Source organism: Luteipulveratus mongoliensis, from assembly GCF_001190945.1.
In the GTDB taxonomy this organism is placed as follows: Bacteria; Actinomycetota; Actinomycetes; order Actinomycetales; family Dermatophilaceae; genus Luteipulveratus; species Luteipulveratus mongoliensis.
The window spans coordinates 4,427,412-4,442,209 of the sequence record NZ_CP011112.1 but is presented as its reverse complement, the minus strand read 5'-3'; the positions used below and the strand labels follow the sequence as shown (position 1 = coordinate 4,442,209).

Below are 14,798 nucleotides of genomic sequence, written 5' to 3'. Positions count from 1 at the left end.
CCAGAGCCTTGCTCGACCACGAGGAGCGCACATGCCCACCGACCTCAATCGCCGAAAGTTCCTCGGAAGCGGCCTGGCAACGGCCGGCCTGACGGTGGCCGCGGCCGCCGTCGGCACCGCGAGTGCCGAGGCGGCAGAACCTCTCCGGGCCGCGGTCCTGGAGTTCAAGGACCCGTGGACCAACGGAGTGGGGCTGGCCCAGCTCCTGACCAAGGCCGGCGTCACCGTCGTCCCGCTCGATCCGGCCAAGTCGGCCACCGAGCAGGGCGTCGACCTGATCGCCTTCGGGACCTTCACCAACAACGCGCCCACCTACGGCGAGTACATCTCCTCGCAGGCTGCCTCGATCCGGGACTTCGTCGCCGGGGGCGGCGTGGTGCTCGACCTGGCCCAGTCCGACCAGTTCAACGCCACCGTCGACTATCTCGCCCCGCCCTTGGCGGCCAAGCGCGCTGACCCCGACCACGACGCGATCTTCGTCGTTGCACCCGAGCACCCGCTCGTGAAGGACCTGCGCACGGCCAACGCGGGACAGGTCTTCACCGACCGGTCGGCCAGCATCCGGGTGAGCTGGGAGTCCCTCGTGTCCTGGGAGTCGATGCGGGTCCTGCTCTCCGCCACTCCGGGAGCCTTCCCGGAGCCGCCGATCCTGCTCGAAGGTGCCCACGGCAAGGGTCGTTTCCTGGTCACCAGCCTCACCGTCGACAAGTGCTACGACGCGGCCGGTGCCTCCATCCAGCCCGCCGTGGCGGTCCAGGACAGTGAGGCCTTCTTCGCCGGCGTTGCGGCGTACGTCGCCTCGGTCAAGGCGGGCACCGCGCCCGCGGTGGTGCCGACGCCCAAGCCCAAGGACCGGGCGACAGGCCCCATGGTCGGGCACACCACGACCAAGACCACCCGGATCTGGCTGCGCCCCGGCAAGGACGACCAGAAGGTCACGTCCTGGCGGTGCACTGTCACCGGAGCCCATGGGGCGAAGATCACCGCCTCGGCGACGCTGTCGGATGCGAACGACCACAGCATGATCTTCGAGGTGGGCGGCCTGCGTGCGGCCACGCGATACACCTTCAGCATCGTGCCGACCAGCGGCGCGGACGGCTTCACACCGCTGACCGGGTCGTTTCAGCACCGCACCGTCTGACAGCGCGGCCACCAAGCTCGTGATGGGCATGGGATCGTGCGCCCCGTCCGGGTCGGACTACGTGTGGAACCGGGTCCTCGCTGAGGGCTGCGAGAGCTTCATCTTCATGGGCGACACCCCCTACATCGACTCGACCGACCTCACGCTGGCCCGCCAACGCCAGCGCGAGTTCCTCCAGGTGCCCGAGGTGGCGCGGCTGGTCAGCTCGGTGCCGGTGTGGGCGACGTGGGACGACCACGACTTCGCCCTCAACGGTCAGCTGGGAGACGTGTCGTACGTCGAGAAGCAGAAGACGCGTACGGCCTTCGTCGACTACCGCGCCAACGCGACGTACGGGCAGACCACCTCAGGCGAGGTGCAGAAGACGCGTGGGGTGGGCGAGGGGGTCTACACCTCGTTCCGCCGCGGACCTGTCGAGGTGATCCTGCTGGACCCGAGGTACTTCAGCCGCACCGCGCCCAGCTGGGCCGACCCGGACCAGGCGACCTGCCTCGGCGGTGTGCAGTGGGAGTGGTTCAAGAAGACGATCAAGGCGAGCGACGCGACGTTCAAGCTCGTGATGACCGGCATGGTCTGGGACGACAAGAAGAACTCCGAGTCCGACGACTGGGAGACGTTCTCCTACGAGCGCGAAGCCCTGCTCGACTTCGTCAAGGACCAGAAGATCCCCGGAGTGGTCCTGCTCAGCGGTGACATCCACTGCTCGCGAGCCCTGATGTACGGCCCGCGCGTCGGCTATGACCTGTGGCAGTTCATCGTCAGCCCGCTGCACGACCGGACGATCCCCAGCCTGAACATCCCCCACCCCGCACTCGTGCACAGCGCGGTCGAGCCCAACACCTTCCTGCGGCTCGAGGCGGACACCACGGTCAGACCCGCCACGTTGCGAGCGACCTGGATCAACCGCGACGGCAAGCGACTCTTCGAGGTCAAGACGGACTCGAAGGCGCTCGGCCACAGGCACTGATCCGTCAGCGGCTCGAGGGCACCTCGGCCTGGCCCGAGCGGTGCCAGGTGTCCTCGAGCAGCCGAGGCTTGCAGGCGGCATATCCGCCAATCACGAGCAGTACCAACGTGATCGCGAGCATCCCGAAGGATGCGTCCCAACCGCCGGTCGCGTCGTGGAGCAGTCCGAAACCGAGCGGTCCCAGGCAGGCCAGTGCGTAGCCCAGGCCCTGGCTGAACCCGGACAGTGCGGCTGATCCGGCTGCTGTGCGAGTGCGCACGTTGATGAGCGTGAGCGCGAGCGGGAACGTCGTCGGCCCGAAGCCGACCAGCACGACCCACAGCGCCGGCAGTGTGTCCGCGGACCACAGCAGACCGGCGTACCCGGCAGTGAAGCTGAGCACGCTGCCGATGACGACCGGGAACGGGTTGTCCAGCCGTCCGGCGAGCTGTGGAGCGGCGAGCGCGGACGCCAGGCCGATCGCCGAGAACAGCGCCACCATCTGCCCGCCGAGCGCCGCGCTGTGCCCGGCGTCGGTGAGGATCTCCGGCAGCCAGGTGAACATGGCGTACGTGTTCAGGGAGGTCATCGCGAACATGAGCGTCAGTCCCCACGCGACCGGCGAGTGTCGTACGCGTCCTGGCACCTGGGTCGCCGGCGTCTCGTCGACGACGTAGCCGTCCTGGTGCGGACGGCGGATCAGCAGCAGCCACGGCACGAGCGCCGCAACCGCGAGAACTGCCCACAGGGACAAGGCAATTCGCCATCCGTGGGCGTCAGACACGGGGACCGCGAGCAGCGGCGGGATCATCGTCCCGATCTGGAGCACGGCGATGTACAGCGTGCTCATACTGGCGACGCGGTCCGGGAAGAAGCGCTTGACCAGCGGTGGGAGCACGACGTTGCCCATCCCCATGCCGGCCAGGGCGACGGCGGACAGCGCCAGCAGGCCCCACGTGCCGCCGATGCTGCGACCTGCGAGTCCGACGGCGGCGAGCGACATCGCGACCAACGCGCTCCGCTCAAGGCCGATCCGGCGTACGACCGCAGGGGTGCCGAGCCCGGCCACCGCGAACATTGCAGTGGGCACCATGCCGAGGACGCCCGCCACAGAAGCGCCGAACCCGAGGTCGTCACCGACCCGCCCGAGCAGTGGCGTCAGGGAGGTGACCGCGGTGCGTAGCGAGAAGGCGGAGAGCACGATGCCCGCGAGGACCAGAACCCGACCGAGCTGGCGGTGGTCGGTCGGGGAGCGGAGGCGCTTCGCTTGTGTGGGCGTGGCGGTCATGGGGCAAATCATAGGATGATCCGATCAACCTGTCGCCCCGGGTATGCTCCGGTGCGTGCAGCGGGTACGACGAAACAGCCTGATCGAGCAGGTCACCGCGATCCTTCGCGACGAGATCGCGGACGGCCGATGGGCCGTCGGCGACCGCATCCCGACCGAGCCCGAGCTCAGCGACATGACCGGCGCCGGTCGTAACACGGTGCGAGAAGCCGTGCAGTCCCTGGTCCACGCAGGACTGCTCGAACGCCGGCAGGGGTCGGGGACGTACGTCCTCGCACTCAGCGAGGGATCGGCGGCTCTGGGGCAGTACCTCTCCGCGGCGCAGCACCGTGACGTGCTCGAGCTGCGCCTCGCGCTCGACGTGAGCGCGGCGGAGCTGGCGGCCCGCCGTCGTACCGATGAGGACGTCACGCAGCTGCGCGCACGGCTGCTCCAACGCCATGAGGCACGCGACTCGGGTGACCCGACGCGCACGGCCGAGGTGGACGCGGCACTGCACCGGGACGTCGTCGTGGCCAGCAAGAACGCCGTCTTCCTCGAGGTCTACGACTCGGTGCTGCCGACACTGACGGCCGCGATCGCGGACAACCTGGCCTCGCTGGACGCCCGCTATGACGAGGAGCACGAGGACCTCGTCGAGGCCATCGCGGCCGAGGATGCCGCGCGGGCCGGCCAGTCGGCGCGGTGCTTCCTGCGCTCCCTGCTGGCCGAGCACGACCACTGATCGAGCGTCCGGACGGAGCGGTCTGCTCGGCGCTCGGCGGGCGTGTCGACAACCACTTCGACCTCGATTTGGTAGTGCTCGCCTGGCTCTGGCACACTGTTCAGGTTGCTTGACGCGTGGTGCTGACCCATGTCTGTACCACCGTCCTACTGATCTACGCCTTGCTGGACCCTTTGCTGGGGCCGCAGGACAGCAGTGGGAAGCGCAAGCCCCGGTCCTCCAGGACCACCGATCACCACTCGGATGAATTTGTCCGGTGCGCTGCGAAGCGGCCGCGACACACCCGAGCGCGGGGGTCGGAGGACAGCCTGGAGTTCCGGCCTTTGACAGTTCAGATGGACGCGAGAGAGAGACGCACGCGAATGGCGGGACAGAAGATTCGCATCCGGCTGAAGTCGTACGACCACGAGGTCATCGACAGCTCGGCGCGCAAGATTGTCGACACGGTCAGCCGTGCCGGTGCGACCGTGGTGGGCCCTGTGCCGCTCCCGACGGAGAAGAACGTGTTCTGCGTCATTCGGTCGCCTCACAAGTACAAGGACAGCCGCGAGCACTTCGAGATGCGCACCCACAAGCGCCTCATCGACATCGTGGACCCGACTCCTAAGGCCGTCGACTCGCTGATGCGCCTGGATCTCCCGGCTGACGTCAACATCGAGATCAAGCTCTGATCGAGGGGAGTGACTCACTATGACTTCAATGACTGAGCGCCCCGTGAAGGGCCTTCTCGGCGAGAAGCTCGGTATGACCCAGGTCTGGGACGCCGACAACCGTCTCGTTCCCGTCACCGTGATCCAGGCCGGCCCGTGCGTCGTGACCCAGGTCCGTGGCGAGGGCGAGGGCTACCACGCGGTGCAGATCGCCTTCGGCGCGATCGACCCGCGCAAGATCAACCAGCCCGCCAAGGGCCACTTCGACAAGGCCGGCGTGACCCCGCGTCGCCACCTGGTCGAGGTGCGTACCTCCGACGCCGCGGACTACACGCCCGGCCAGGAGATCACCGCTGAGACGTTCGAGGCCGGGCAGACGATCGATGTCGTCGGCACGACCAAGGGCAAGGGCTTCGCCGGTGTCATGAAGCGTCACGGCTTCCACGGCGTGGGCGCCTCGCACGGTGCACACAAGAACCACCGCAAGCCGGGCTCGATCGGTGGCTGCGCCACCCCGGGTCGCGTGTTCAAGGGCATGCGCATGGCCGGCCGGATGGGTGGCGTTCGCCAGACCACCCAGAACCTCACGATCCACGCTGTCGACGCCGACAAGGGTCTGCTGCTGGTCAAGGGTGCTGTGCCCGGCCCCCGCGGCGCCGTTGTCGTCGTCAAGACGGCCGCCAAGTCGAAGCAGGAGGCCTGAGCCCATGACTTCCGTTGACATCCTCAAGCCCTCGGGTGGCAAGGCCGGCTCTGTCGACCTGCCCGCCGAGATCTTCGATGTGCAGACCAACGTGCCGCTGATCCACCAGGTCGTGGTTGCGCAGCTCGCTGCCGCCCGCCAGGGCACGCACTCGACCAAGACGCGCGGCGAGGTCCGCGGCGGTGGGCGCAAGCCGTACCGCCAGAAGGGCACCGGCCGTGCACGCCAGGGCTCGACCCGTGCGCCGCAGTTCGCCGGCGGTGGCGTCGTCCACGGCCCGCAGCCGCGTGACTACAGCCAGCGCACGCCCAAGAAGATGAAGGCCGCCGCCCTGCGCGGTGCCCTCTCGGACCGGGCGCGCCACGGCCGCATCCACGTGTTCTCCGCGCTGATCGAGGGCGACAAGCCCTCGACCCGCACGGCCGCGGAGCTGCTGGGCAACCTGAGCGAGCGTAAGAACCTGCTCGTGGTGCTGGACCGCTCGGACGAGCTCTCGCTGATGAGCGTGCGCAACCTTGCGGACGTGCACCTGCTCTGGGCCGACCAGCTCAACACCTACGACGTGCTGTGCGCCGACGACATCGTCTTCACCGAGGCTGCGCTCAACGGCTTCCTCGGTACGGGCGAGCAGGCCCGCGTGGTCGAGAAGGCGCCGGCCAAGAAGGCTGCGGCCGCCAAGAAGGCTCCGGCCAAGGCTGCCGCCAAGAAGACCGAGGCTGCGGCCGAGGTTGCTCCGGTGGCCGACACCGCTGCTGCGACCGACAGTGGCTTCGGCGCCGACTCGGCCGCACCGGCCGCCGATGGCTCGGCGCCCGAGGGCTTCGACGTCAAGGGCAACAAGGACTCGATGAAGTACCACGTGCCTGGTTCGCGCTGGTACGACGCGACCGAGGCCGAGGTCTGGTTCCGCACCGCTGACGCTGCGGCCGCCGCAGGCTTCGTGCCCGCGGGTGGCGCTGCCGCTCAGCAGGTCCAGGAGGAGAGCAAGTGACTATCAGCCGTAAGGACCCGCGCGACATCCTGATCGCCCCGGTCGTCTCGGAGAAGAGCTACACGCTGCTCGACGAGGGCAAGTACACCTTCCTCGTCGACCCGCGCGCCAACAAGACCGAGATCAAGATCGCCGTCGAGAAGATCTTCGACGTCAAGGTCGATTCGGTCCACACCATGAACCGTCAGGGCAAGTCGCGTCGCACCCGTTTCGGTACGGGCAAGCGCAAGGACACCAAGCGCGCGATCGTCTCGCTGCGTGAGGGCTCGATCGACATCTTCGGCCAGGTCGGCTGAGGAAGAGGACGTAACGATGGCTATCCGTAAGTACAAGCCGACGACCCCTGGTCGCCGTGGCTCGAGCGTGGCGGACTTCGCTGAGGTCACCCGCACGACGCCTGAGAAGTCGCTGGTTCGTCCTCTGACGAAGACGGGCGGACGCAACGCCTCGGGCCGCATCACCACCCGTCACATCGGTGGTGGCCACAAGCGCGCCTACCGTCTCATCGACTTCCGTCGCAACGACAAAGACGGCATCCCGGCCAAGGTCGCTCACATCGAGTACGACCCCAACCGCACCGCCCGCATCGCGCTGCTGCACTACGCCGACGGCGAGAAGCGCTACATCATCGCGCCGCGTCTGCTCAAGCAGGGCGACCCGATCGAGAACGGCCCCTCGGCCGACATCAAGCCGGGCAACAACCTGCCGCTGCGCAACATCCCGACCGGTACGGTCATCCACTGCGTCGAGCTGCGGCCCGGCGGCGGTGCGAAGATCGCCCGTTCGGCCGGTGTGCGTGTGCAGCTGGTCGCCAAGGACGGCGCTTACGCCCAGCTGCGTATGCCGTCCGGTGAGATCCGCAACGTCGACTCGCGCTGCCGCGCCACCATTGGCGAGGTCGGCAACGCCGAGCAGAGCAACATCAACTGGGGTAAGGCCGGCCGCATGCGCTGGAAGGGCAAGCGCCCGACCGTTCGTGGTGTCGCCATGAACCCCGTTGATCACCCGCACGGTGGTGGTGAGGGCAAGACCTCCGGTGGACGTCACCCGGTCAGCCCGTGGGGTCAGGCCGAAGGCCGAACCCGCCGCCCCAACAAGGAGAGCGACAAGCTCATCGTGCGGCGCCGTCGTACTGGCAAGAAGCGCTGATAGGAGCCTTTGGAAATGCCTCGTAGCCTGAAGAAGGGTCCGTTCATCGACGACCACCTCGTCAAGAAGGTGGACGCCCAGAACGAAGCCGGCACCAAGAACGTCATCAAGACCTGGTCACGCCGGTCGATGATCAGCCCAGACATGCTCGGCCACACGCTGGCCGTGCACGACGGCCGCAAGCACGTCCCGGTCTTCGTGACCGAGTCCATGGTCGGCCACAAGCTCGGCGAGTTCGCGCCGACTCGGACCTTCAAGGGTCACGAGAAGGACGACAAGAAGGGCCGTCGCCGCTGATGGCGGGGGGACCAACCATGACCAAGACCGATAGCAAAGGGACAGCGATGGAAGCCAAGGCGCAGGCGCGGTTCGTCCGTGTGACGCCGCAGAAGGCCCGCCGCGTTGTGGACCTCATCCGTGGCAAGCAGGCCTCTGAGGCCGTCGCCGTGCTGCAGTTCGCTCCGCAGACCGCGAGCGAGCCGATCCGCAAGGTGCTCGAGAGCGCCATTGCCAACGCCCGTTTCGCAGCCGACAAGGCGGCGCAGCCGTTCGACGAGCGCGAGCTCTTCGTCAGCGCCGCCTACGTCGACGAGGGCCCGACCATGAAGCGGTTCCGCCCCCGGGCGCAGGGCCGCGCGAGTCGAATCCTCAAGCGTACGAGCCACATCACCGTGCATGTCGCCCAGCCCAGCTCCAAGGGAGGCCAGAACTAATGGGTCAGAAGGTCAACCCGAACGGCTTCCGTCTCGGCATCACGACCGAGCACAAGAGCCGTTGGTTTGCTGACAGCAGCAAGCAGGGTCAGCGTTACCGCGACTACGTCAAGGAAGACGTCTCGATCCGTCGCCTCATGTCCACGGGCATGGAGCGCGCCGGCATCAGCCGCGTCGAGATCGAGCGCACCCGTGACCGGGTTCGCGTCGACATCCACACGGCCCGCCCGGGCATCGTCATCGGTCGCCGCGGCGCCGAGGCCGACCGCCTGCGTGGCGAGCTCGAGAAGCTCACCGGCAAGCAGGTCCAGCTGAACATCCTCGAGGTCAAGAACCCCGAGGCTGACTCGCAGCTGGTCGCCCAGGGCATCGCCGAGCAGCTCGCTGCTCGTGTCTCCTTCCGTCGTGCGATGCGCAAGGGCATGCAGTCCGCCACGCGCGCCGGCGTCAAGGGCATCCGCGTGCAGGTCTCCGGTCGCCTCGGCGGCGCGGAGATGAGCCGCACCGAGTTCTACCGCGAGGGTCGCGTCCCGCTGCACACGCTGCGCGCCAACATCGACTACGGCTTCTACGAGGCCAAGACGACGTTCGGCCGCATCGGCGTGAAGGTGTGGATCTACAAGGGCGACCTGACCGCCAAGGAGCTGGCTCGCGAGCAGGCTGCTGCTCCGTCGCGCCCGGCTCGCGGCCGCCGTGACGGCGACCGTCCGGGTCGTAACGACCGCGGCGGCGACCGTGGTGGTCGTGGCGGCGCTCGTCGTGAGGCTGCTCCGCAGACCGAGACTCCGGCCACCGAGGCCCCGGCAGCTGAGGCTGCCGCCCCGGCGACCGAGCAGGGAGCGCAGTCCTGATGTTGATTCCCCGTCGTGTGAAGCACCGTAAGCAGCACCACCCCAAGCGGGGCGGCGCGGCCAAGGGCGGCACCGCTGTGTCGTTCGGTGACTTCGGCATCCAGGCTCTCGAGCCGGCCTACGTCACCAACCGTCAGATCGAGTCCGCTCGTATCGCGATGACCCGCTACATGAAGCGTGGCGGAAAGGTCTGGATCAACATCTACCCGGACCGCCCGCTGACCAAGAAGCCTGCCGAGACCCGCATGGGTTCCGGTAAGGGTTCGCCCGAGTGGTGGGTCGCCAACGTCAAGCCCGGCCGCGTCATGTTCGAGCTGTCCGGTGTTTCCGAGGAGACCGCTCGCGAGGCACTGCGCCTGGCGATGCACAAGCTGCCGATGAAGTGCCGCTTCGTCGCGCGTGAGGGTGGTGACTTCTGATGGCTACTGGTTCCAAGGACCTGATGCCGGAGCAGCTGCGCGGCCTGGACGAGTCCGCTCTCGCCGAGAAGCTGACGGAGTCCAAGCAGGAGCTGTTCAACCTCCGCTTCCAGTCGGCCACCGGCCAGCTGGAGAACAACTCGCGGCTGCGCGCCGTCCGCAAGGACATCGCGCGGATCTACACCGAGATGCGCGAGCGCGAGCTCAGCATCGGACGTGCACCGCAGGCCAAGGCCGCTGACGAGACCGTCGAGAAGGCGGTCTGAGCATGACTGACAAGCAGGAGAAGGCAGTGGCCCAAGAGGCGACCGAGCGCAACGACCGCAAGACCCGTCAGGGTTACGTCGTCAGCGACAAGATGGACAAGACCGTGGTGGTCGAGGTCGAGGACCGCGTCAAGCACGCGCTCTACGGCAAGGTCATGCGCCGCAGCAGCAAGGTCAAGGCGCACGACGAGGAGAACACCGTCGGTATCGGCGACCTGGTCCGCATCATGGAGACCCGGCCGCTGTCCGCCACCAAGCGTTGGCGCGTCGTGGAGATCCTTGAGCGCGCGAAGTGATTTCTCGTACGACGGAGCTCACCTCCCAGGTGAGCCACCGACGTACGAAACCAAAACCCGTATCCGTTCCGCAAGGCTCAGCGCTCATCGCAGAGCTGAGAACCAGTGAGACGACAGGAGTAAAACTGTGATCCAGCAGGAGTCGCGACTTCGCGTCGCCGACAACACCGGTGCCAAGGAAATCTTGTGCATCCGCGTGCTCGGCGGCTCGGGCCGTCGCTACGCCGGCATCGGTGACACCATCGTGGCGACCGTCAAGGACGCCATCCCCGGTGGCAACGTCAAGAAGGGCGATGTCGTCAAGGCCGTCATCGTGCGTACCGTCAAGGAGAAGCGTCGTCCGGACGGCTCGTACATCAAGTTCGACGAGAACGCCGCTGTCCTCCTCAAGACCGACGGTGATCCTCGTGGCACGCGCATCTTCGGCCCGGTGGGCCGCGAGCTGCGTGACAAGAAGTTCATGAAGATCATCTCGCTCGCTCCGGAGGTGCTCTGACTCATGGCAGGCAAGCCGAAGATGAAGATCAAGAAGAACGACCTCGTCCAGGTCATCACCGGTCGGTCCCAGGCCAACGGTGGCGACAAGGGCAAGCAGGGCAAGGTCATCGCCGTGTACCCCGAGACCCAGCGTGTGCTGGTCGAGGGCATCAACCGGGTGACCAAGCACACCAAGGCCGGCGCCGGCGGCGCTGCCTCAGGTGGCCTGGAGGTCGTTGAGGCCCCGATCCACGTGAGCAACGTGGCCGTCGTGGACCCCGAGACCAACAAGCCGACGCGGGTCAAGACCCGGGTCGAGACCGTTGAGCGTGACGGCCGGACCAAGACGGTCCGCACTCGTGTTGCCGTGCGCTCGGGTAAGGACCTCTGATGACCGAGACCACTGCGACTGCGGAAAAGACGCTGCCGCGTCTGAAGCAGAAGTACCAGGACGAGATCAAGGCTGCCCTCCTGAGCGAGTTCAGCTTTGCCAACGTGATGCAGGTGCCGACCGTGACCAAGGTCGTCGTCAACATGGGTGTGGGTGACGCGGCGCGTGACTCCAAGCTCATCGACGGCGCGGTCCGCGACCTGTCGGCGATCACCGGTCAGAAGCCGGCTGTCACCAAGGCGCGCAAGTCAATCGCTCAGTTCAAGCTGCGCGAGGGCATGCCGATCGGTGCGCACACCACGCTGCGCGGCGACCGCATGTGGGAGTTCCTGGACCGCCTCACGTCCGTGGCGCTGCCCCGTATCCGCGACTTCCGCGGCCTGTCGGGCAAGCAGTTCGACGGCAACGGCAACTACACCTTCGGTCTCACGGAGCAGTCGATGTTCCACGAGATCGACCAGGACAAGATCGACCGGGTCCGCGGTATGGACATCACGGTCGTGACCACCGCGAGCAACGACGCGGAGGGCCGGGCGCTGCTGAAGCACCTGGGCTTCCCCTTCAAGGAGAACTGACCGTGGCCAAGACTGCGCTCGTCAACAAGGCGAACAAGAAGCCGAAGTTCGCGGTGCGCGCCTACACGCGCTGCCAGCGCTGCGGACGCCCGCACTCGGTCTACCGCAAGTTCGGCCTGTGCCGGATCTGCCTGCGCGAGATGGCGCACCGGGGCGAGCTGCCCGGTGTCACCAAGTCCAGCTGGTGACCATCGCTCGTCACTGAGCACCATCGAACTGATCTGATCCACAACACCGAAGGTCGGCGTACGCGCTGAAACCACGGTGAGGAAGGGCGGAGAGCCCAATGACCATGACCGACCCGATTGCGGACATGTTGACCCGCGTCCGGAACGCCAACTCGGCGCACCACGACGCTACGTCGATGCCGTTCTCGAAGCTGAAGTCGCACATCGCGGAGATTCTCGAGGCCGAGGGCTATATCGCCGGCTGGCGCGTCGAGGACGCCGAGGTGGGCAAGACCCTGACCATCGACCTGAAGTACGGCCCCAACCGTGAGCGCTCCATTGCGGGTGTTCGCCGGGTGTCCAAGCCAGGTCTGCGCGTGTACGCCAAGTCCACCAACCTCCCTCGGGTGCTCGGTGGCCTCGGCGTCGCGATTCTGTCCACGTCGTCCGGCCTTCTGACTGACAAGCAGGCGGCCTCGAAGGGTGTAGGCGGAGAAGTCCTCGCCTACGTCTGGTGACCAGGGACTAGGAGGAGATTCAACGATGTCTCGTATCGGACGTCTTCCGGTCTCGGTGCCTTCGGGCGTCGACGTGACCATCGACGGCCAGGCCGTCGCGGTGAAGGGCCCCAAGGGTCAGCTCGCGATCAACGTCGCCGAGCCGATCACTGTGGCCAAGAGCGAGGACGGTGCGGTTCAGGTCGCCCGTCCCAACGACGAGCGTGCGTCGCGTGCCCTGCACGGTCTGACCCGCAGCCTCATCAACAACATGGTCGTCGGTGTCACCGAGGGCTACACCAAGAAGCTTGAGATCCACGGCACGGGTTACCGCGTGACCGCCAAGGGCAAGGACCTGGAGTTCGCCCTCGGTTACAGCCACTCGATCCTGGTCAAGGCTCCTGAGGGCATCACATTCGCCGTCGAGAACCCCACCCGGTTCTCGGTGACGGGTATCGACAAGCAGCTGGTCGGTGAGGTCTCGGCCAACATCCGCAAGCTGCGCAAGCCCGACCCGTACAAGGCGAAGGGTGTCCGCTACGAAGGCGAGCACATCCGTCGCAAGGTCGGAAAGGCTGGTAAGTAAGCCATGGCAAAGATCGTCAAGCGTTCCAAGACGAAGTCGGCCGCCCGCGGTCGCCGTCACCTGCGCGTGCGCAAGCGCGTCAGCGGTACGACGGCCCGTCCGCGCCTGGTCGTGTCCCGCTCCAGCCGTCACGTCTTCGTGCAGGTCGTCGACGACACCGTGGGTAAGACCCTGGCGTCGGCGTCGACCATGGAAGCCGACCTGCGCACCTTCGAGGGTGACAAGACGGCCAAGGCCAAGCGCGTCGGCGAGCTGCTCGCCGAGCGCGCCAAGGGCGCCGGCGTCGAGGCCGTTGTCTTCGACCGTGGTGGCAACCGGTACGCCGGTCGCGTCGCCGCGATCGCTGATGGCGCTCGCGAGGGTGGGCTGACCCTGTGAACATCAACACCGCTGAGAAGAGGAACTTCTGATGGCTGGACCCCAGCGTCGAGGCGCCGCTGGTTCGACCAGCGGAGGCACCGCCGACAGCAACAGCAACAACAGCAACGACCGTCGCGGTGGCCGCGGCGGGCGTGATGGTGGCCGCGACAACCGTCGTGGAGGTGACGACCGCAACCAGTACGTCGAGCGCGTCGTGACCATCAACCGTGTCGCCAAGGTCGTCCAGGGTGGCCGTCGCTTCAGCTTCACCGCCCTGGTCGTCGTCGGTGACGGCGACGGCACGGTCGGTGTCGGCTACGGCAAGGCCAAGGAAGTCCCGGCCGCGATCGCCAAGGGTGTCGAGGAGGCGAAGAAGAACTTCTTCCGCGTCCCCCGCATCCAGGGCACCATCCCGCACCCCATCCAGGGTGAGGCCGCGGCCGGCGTCGTCCTGCTCCGTCCGGCATCGCCCGGTACCGGTGTCATCGCCGGTGGTCCGGTGCGCGCCGTGCTCGAGTGCGCCGGCATCCACGACGTGCTGTCCAAGTCGCTCGGCTCGGACAACGCGATCAACATCGTGCACGCGACGGTCGCGGCCCTGCGTGGCCTCGAGCGTCCGGAGGCTGTCGCGGCCCGCCGCGGTCTGCCCCTGGACCACGTCGCGCCGGTCGCCATGCAGCACGCGATGGCTGCGGGCGAGGCCGCGAAGAAGACTGGGACGGGGGAGTGATGGCAACTCTCAAGGTGACCCAGATCCGTTCTGAGATCGGCGGCAAGCCGAAGCACCGCGAGACCCTGCGTTCGCTGGGCCTGAAGCGCATCGGTGACACCGTCGTCAAGGAGGACCGCCCGGAGTTCCGTGGCATGGTCCGTCACGTCGCCCACCTGGTGACGGTCGAGGAGGTTGACTGATGGCTGACAACGCCAAGAGCGCGGCTGCCGAGGCAGCTGAGCCCAAGACACACGCGCTGAAGGTGCACCACCTGCGTCCCGCCCCGGGAGCCAAGAAGGCCAAGACCCGCGTCGGTCGTGGTGAGGGCTCCAAGGGTAAGACCGCCGGTCGTGGCACCAAGGGCACCAAGGCTCGTTACCAGGTGCCCGCGAGCTTCGAGGGTGGTCAGACGCCGCTGCACATGCGTCTGCCCAAGCTGCGTGGCTTCAAGAACCCCAACCGGGTGGACTACCAGGTCGTCAACCTCGACAAGCTGTCCACCCTGTTCCCCGAGGGTGGCGCTGTCACCGTCGAGGATCTGGTGGCCAAGGGTGCGGTCCGCAAGGGCCAGCCCGTCAAGGTGCTCGGCACGGGTGAGATCACCGTCAAGGTCGAGGTGACCGCGACGAAGTTCTCCAGCACGGCCAAGGAAAAGATCGAGGCTGCGGGCGGCACCATCACCGCTGGGTGATGACCGTTCTCGCTACCGCCTAGAGCTGCTACGCCCCGGGTTGTCCCGGCCCCTTCACGGGACCGAGCACCCGGGGCGTACCTGCTCCAGGTATCGTCGTCCACGTTGTTCTGGGCTCTCGCCGTGTCGCGGGGGGATGCCCGAAGCCCAGGCGCGCAACCGTCGTACGTCCCACCGGACGTCGTCACGCCGCACCCAAGCAGAG

The 14,798-nt window shown here is 67.2% G+C and carries 25 protein-coding genes; 24 read left to right on the top strand and 1 reads right to left on the bottom strand.

Going from position 1 to position 14,798, the window contains the following annotated elements:
* Positions 1–31 precede the first annotated feature (31 nt).
* Both VV02_RS21085 and VV02_RS21080 read left to right on the top strand, forming a co-directional pair.
* Positions 32–1,141: an alkaline phosphatase D family protein gene (locus VV02_RS21085; protein ID WP_052594790.1), complete on the top strand. Its 1,110-nt coding sequence runs from the start codon at positions 32–34 to the stop codon at positions 1,139–1,141.
* A gap of 28 nt (positions 1,142–1,169) precedes the next feature.
* Positions 1,170–2,108 (top strand): alkaline phosphatase D family protein, encoded by a 939-nt coding sequence (locus VV02_RS21080; protein WP_052594788.1) that lies wholly within the window; start codon positions 1,170–1,172, stop codon positions 2,106–2,108.
* 4 nt (positions 2,109–2,112) lie between these two features.
* On the opposite strand, the gene VV02_RS21075 is transcribed toward VV02_RS21080, so the two are convergent.
* Positions 2,113–3,375, bottom strand: coding sequence for a CynX/NimT family MFS transporter (locus VV02_RS21075; protein WP_052594786.1), 1,263 nt, complete (start codon positions 3,373–3,375; stop codon positions 2,113–2,115).
* A gap of 55 nt (positions 3,376–3,430) precedes the next feature.
* On the opposite strand from VV02_RS21075, the gene VV02_RS21070 reads away from it, so the two are divergent.
* From VV02_RS21070 to rplO, 22 genes are all read left to right on the top strand, one after another.
* The gene (locus tag VV02_RS21070) at positions 3,431–4,099 is read left to right on the top strand and encodes a FadR/GntR family transcriptional regulator (protein ID WP_052597365.1); all 669 of its coding nucleotides are present in this window, start codon (positions 3,431–3,433) and stop codon (positions 4,097–4,099) included.
* A 362-nt stretch (positions 4,100–4,461) separates the two neighbouring features.
* Positions 4,462–4,770: a 30S ribosomal protein S10 gene (gene rpsJ / locus VV02_RS21065; protein ID WP_050668652.1), complete on the top strand. Its 309-nt coding sequence runs from the start codon at positions 4,462–4,464 to the stop codon at positions 4,768–4,770.
* Positions 4,771–4,789: 19 nt separating this feature from the next.
* Complete coding sequence (gene rplC, locus VV02_RS21060; RefSeq protein ID WP_083450333.1) at positions 4,790–5,452, top strand: 50S ribosomal protein L3; 663 nt, start codon at positions 4,790–4,792, stop codon at positions 5,450–5,452.
* A 4-nt stretch (positions 5,453–5,456) separates the two neighbouring features.
* Positions 5,457–6,443 (top strand): 50S ribosomal protein L4, sunset domain variant, encoded by a 987-nt coding sequence (gene rplD, locus VV02_RS21055; RefSeq protein WP_052594784.1) that lies wholly within the window; start codon positions 5,457–5,459, stop codon positions 6,441–6,443.
* Positions 6,440–6,739, top strand: coding sequence for a 50S ribosomal protein L23 (gene rplW, locus VV02_RS21050; RefSeq protein WP_052594783.1), 300 nt, complete (start codon positions 6,440–6,442; stop codon positions 6,737–6,739). The genes rplD and rplW overlap by 4 nt, the downstream gene beginning before the upstream one ends.
* A 16-nt stretch (positions 6,740–6,755) precedes the next feature.
* The gene (gene rplB, locus VV02_RS21045; protein ID WP_052594781.1) at positions 6,756–7,592 is read left to right on the top strand and encodes a 50S ribosomal protein L2; all 837 of its coding nucleotides are present in this window, start codon (positions 6,756–6,758) and stop codon (positions 7,590–7,592) included.
* A 15-nt stretch (positions 7,593–7,607) separates the two neighbouring features.
* Complete coding sequence (gene rpsS / locus VV02_RS21040) at positions 7,608–7,889, top strand: 30S ribosomal protein S19 (protein WP_052594779.1); 282 nt, start codon at positions 7,608–7,610, stop codon at positions 7,887–7,889.
* Between the two features lie 47 nt (positions 7,890–7,936).
* Complete coding sequence (gene rplV, locus VV02_RS21035; protein ID WP_052594777.1) at positions 7,937–8,305, top strand: 50S ribosomal protein L22; 369 nt, start codon at positions 7,937–7,939, stop codon at positions 8,303–8,305.
* Entirely contained in the window at positions 8,305–9,156 is an 852-nt protein-coding gene (rpsC, locus tag VV02_RS21030; RefSeq protein WP_052594775.1) for a 30S ribosomal protein S3, read from the top strand. Before rplV ends, rpsC begins: the two co-directional genes overlap by 1 nt.
* A complete protein-coding gene (rplP, locus tag VV02_RS21025) occupies positions 9,156–9,575 on the top strand; it encodes a 50S ribosomal protein L16 (protein WP_052594773.1) in 420 nt (139 codons plus the stop codon). Before rpsC ends, rplP begins: the two co-directional genes overlap by 1 nt.
* Positions 9,575–9,841 (top strand): 50S ribosomal protein L29, encoded by a 267-nt coding sequence (gene rpmC, locus VV02_RS21020; RefSeq protein ID WP_052594771.1) that lies wholly within the window; start codon positions 9,575–9,577, stop codon positions 9,839–9,841. The genes rplP and rpmC overlap by 1 nt, the downstream gene beginning before the upstream one ends.
* Before the next feature lie 2 nt (positions 9,842–9,843).
* Positions 9,844–10,137: a 30S ribosomal protein S17 gene (gene rpsQ, locus VV02_RS21015; RefSeq protein ID WP_052594768.1), complete on the top strand. Its 294-nt coding sequence runs from the start codon at positions 9,844–9,846 to the stop codon at positions 10,135–10,137.
* 127 nt (positions 10,138–10,264) lie between these two features.
* Positions 10,265–10,633: a 50S ribosomal protein L14 gene (gene rplN / locus VV02_RS21010; RefSeq protein WP_052594766.1), complete on the top strand. Its 369-nt coding sequence runs from the start codon at positions 10,265–10,267 to the stop codon at positions 10,631–10,633.
* Between the two features lie 3 nt (positions 10,634–10,636).
* A complete protein-coding gene (gene rplX, locus VV02_RS21005; protein ID WP_052594765.1) occupies positions 10,637–11,005 on the top strand; it encodes a 50S ribosomal protein L24 in 369 nt (122 codons plus the stop codon).
* Complete coding sequence (rplE, locus tag VV02_RS21000; RefSeq protein ID WP_052594759.1) at positions 11,005–11,580, top strand: 50S ribosomal protein L5; 576 nt, start codon at positions 11,005–11,007, stop codon at positions 11,578–11,580. The genes rplX and rplE overlap by 1 nt, the downstream gene beginning before the upstream one ends.
* A 2-nt stretch (positions 11,581–11,582) precedes the next feature.
* Complete coding sequence (locus VV02_RS20995; RefSeq protein WP_052594758.1) at positions 11,583–11,768, top strand: type Z 30S ribosomal protein S14; 186 nt, start codon at positions 11,583–11,585, stop codon at positions 11,766–11,768.
* Between the two features lie 98 nt (positions 11,769–11,866).
* Positions 11,867–12,265, top strand: coding sequence for a 30S ribosomal protein S8 (rpsH, locus tag VV02_RS20990; RefSeq protein WP_052594757.1), 399 nt, complete (start codon positions 11,867–11,869; stop codon positions 12,263–12,265).
* A 25-nt stretch (positions 12,266–12,290) separates the two neighbouring features.
* The gene (rplF, locus tag VV02_RS20985; protein WP_052594756.1) at positions 12,291–12,830 is read left to right on the top strand and encodes a 50S ribosomal protein L6; all 540 of its coding nucleotides are present in this window, start codon (positions 12,291–12,293) and stop codon (positions 12,828–12,830) included.
* Between the two features lie 3 nt (positions 12,831–12,833).
* Positions 12,834–13,208, top strand: a complete 375-nt coding sequence (gene rplR / locus VV02_RS20980) for a 50S ribosomal protein L18 (protein WP_052594746.1) — start codon at positions 12,834–12,836, stop codon at positions 13,206–13,208.
* Positions 13,209–13,239: 31 nt separating this feature from the next.
* A complete protein-coding gene (gene rpsE, locus VV02_RS20975) occupies positions 13,240–13,920 on the top strand; it encodes a 30S ribosomal protein S5 (protein ID WP_052594745.1) in 681 nt (226 codons plus the stop codon).
* Entirely contained in the window at positions 13,920–14,102 is a 183-nt protein-coding gene (gene rpmD, locus VV02_RS20970; protein WP_052594744.1) for a 50S ribosomal protein L30, read from the top strand. The genes rpsE and rpmD overlap by 1 nt, the downstream gene beginning before the upstream one ends.
* Positions 14,102–14,593, top strand: coding sequence for a 50S ribosomal protein L15 (gene rplO, locus VV02_RS20965; RefSeq protein ID WP_052594743.1), 492 nt, complete (start codon positions 14,102–14,104; stop codon positions 14,591–14,593). Before rpmD ends, rplO begins: the two co-directional genes overlap by 1 nt.
* The last annotated feature ends 205 nt before the right edge of the window (positions 14,594–14,798 follow it).

What these genes read in the sequence shown, in the direction of transcription:
- VV02_RS21085 (WP_052594790.1), top strand. Translation starts at nt 32, where the DNA reads ATGCCCACCGACCTCAATCGCCGAAAGTTCCTCGGAAGCGGCCTGGCA.
- VV02_RS21080 (WP_052594788.1), top strand. Translation starts at nt 1,170, where the DNA reads ATGGGATCGTGCGCCCCGTCCGGGTCGGACTACGTGTGGAACCGGGTC.
- VV02_RS21075 (WP_052594786.1), bottom strand. Translation starts at nt 3,375, where the DNA reads ATGACCGCCACGCCCACACAAGCGAAGCGCCTCCGCTCCCCGACCGAC.
- rpsJ (WP_050668652.1), top strand. Translation starts at nt 4,462, where the DNA reads ATGGCGGGACAGAAGATTCGCATCCGGCTGAAGTCGTACGACCACGAG.
- rplC (WP_083450333.1), top strand. Translation starts at nt 4,790, where the DNA reads ATGACTTCAATGACTGAGCGCCCCGTGAAGGGCCTTCTCGGCGAGAAG.
- rplD (WP_052594784.1), top strand. Translation starts at nt 5,457, where the DNA reads ATGACTTCCGTTGACATCCTCAAGCCCTCGGGTGGCAAGGCCGGCTCT.
- rplB (WP_052594781.1), top strand. Translation starts at nt 6,756, where the DNA reads ATGGCTATCCGTAAGTACAAGCCGACGACCCCTGGTCGCCGTGGCTCG.
- rpsS (WP_052594779.1), top strand. Translation starts at nt 7,608, where the DNA reads ATGCCTCGTAGCCTGAAGAAGGGTCCGTTCATCGACGACCACCTCGTC.
- rplV (WP_052594777.1), top strand. Translation starts at nt 7,937, where the DNA reads ATGGAAGCCAAGGCGCAGGCGCGGTTCGTCCGTGTGACGCCGCAGAAG.
- rpsC (WP_052594775.1), top strand. Translation starts at nt 8,305, where the DNA reads ATGGGTCAGAAGGTCAACCCGAACGGCTTCCGTCTCGGCATCACGACC.
- rplP (WP_052594773.1), top strand. Translation starts at nt 9,156, where the DNA reads ATGTTGATTCCCCGTCGTGTGAAGCACCGTAAGCAGCACCACCCCAAG.
- rpmC (WP_052594771.1), top strand. Translation starts at nt 9,575, where the DNA reads ATGGCTACTGGTTCCAAGGACCTGATGCCGGAGCAGCTGCGCGGCCTG.
- rpsQ (WP_052594768.1), top strand. Translation starts at nt 9,844, where the DNA reads ATGACTGACAAGCAGGAGAAGGCAGTGGCCCAAGAGGCGACCGAGCGC.
- rplX (WP_052594765.1), top strand. Translation starts at nt 10,637, where the DNA reads ATGGCAGGCAAGCCGAAGATGAAGATCAAGAAGAACGACCTCGTCCAG.
- rplE (WP_052594759.1), top strand. Translation starts at nt 11,005, where the DNA reads ATGACCGAGACCACTGCGACTGCGGAAAAGACGCTGCCGCGTCTGAAG.
- rpsH (WP_052594757.1), top strand. Translation starts at nt 11,867, where the DNA reads ATGACCATGACCGACCCGATTGCGGACATGTTGACCCGCGTCCGGAAC.
- rplF (WP_052594756.1), top strand. Translation starts at nt 12,291, where the DNA reads ATGTCTCGTATCGGACGTCTTCCGGTCTCGGTGCCTTCGGGCGTCGAC.
- rplR (WP_052594746.1), top strand. Translation starts at nt 12,834, where the DNA reads ATGGCAAAGATCGTCAAGCGTTCCAAGACGAAGTCGGCCGCCCGCGGT.
- rpsE (WP_052594745.1), top strand. Translation starts at nt 13,240, where the DNA reads ATGGCTGGACCCCAGCGTCGAGGCGCCGCTGGTTCGACCAGCGGAGGC.
- rpmD (WP_052594744.1), top strand. Translation starts at nt 13,920, where the DNA reads ATGGCAACTCTCAAGGTGACCCAGATCCGTTCTGAGATCGGCGGCAAG.
- rplO (WP_052594743.1), top strand. Translation starts at nt 14,102, where the DNA reads ATGGCTGACAACGCCAAGAGCGCGGCTGCCGAGGCAGCTGAGCCCAAG.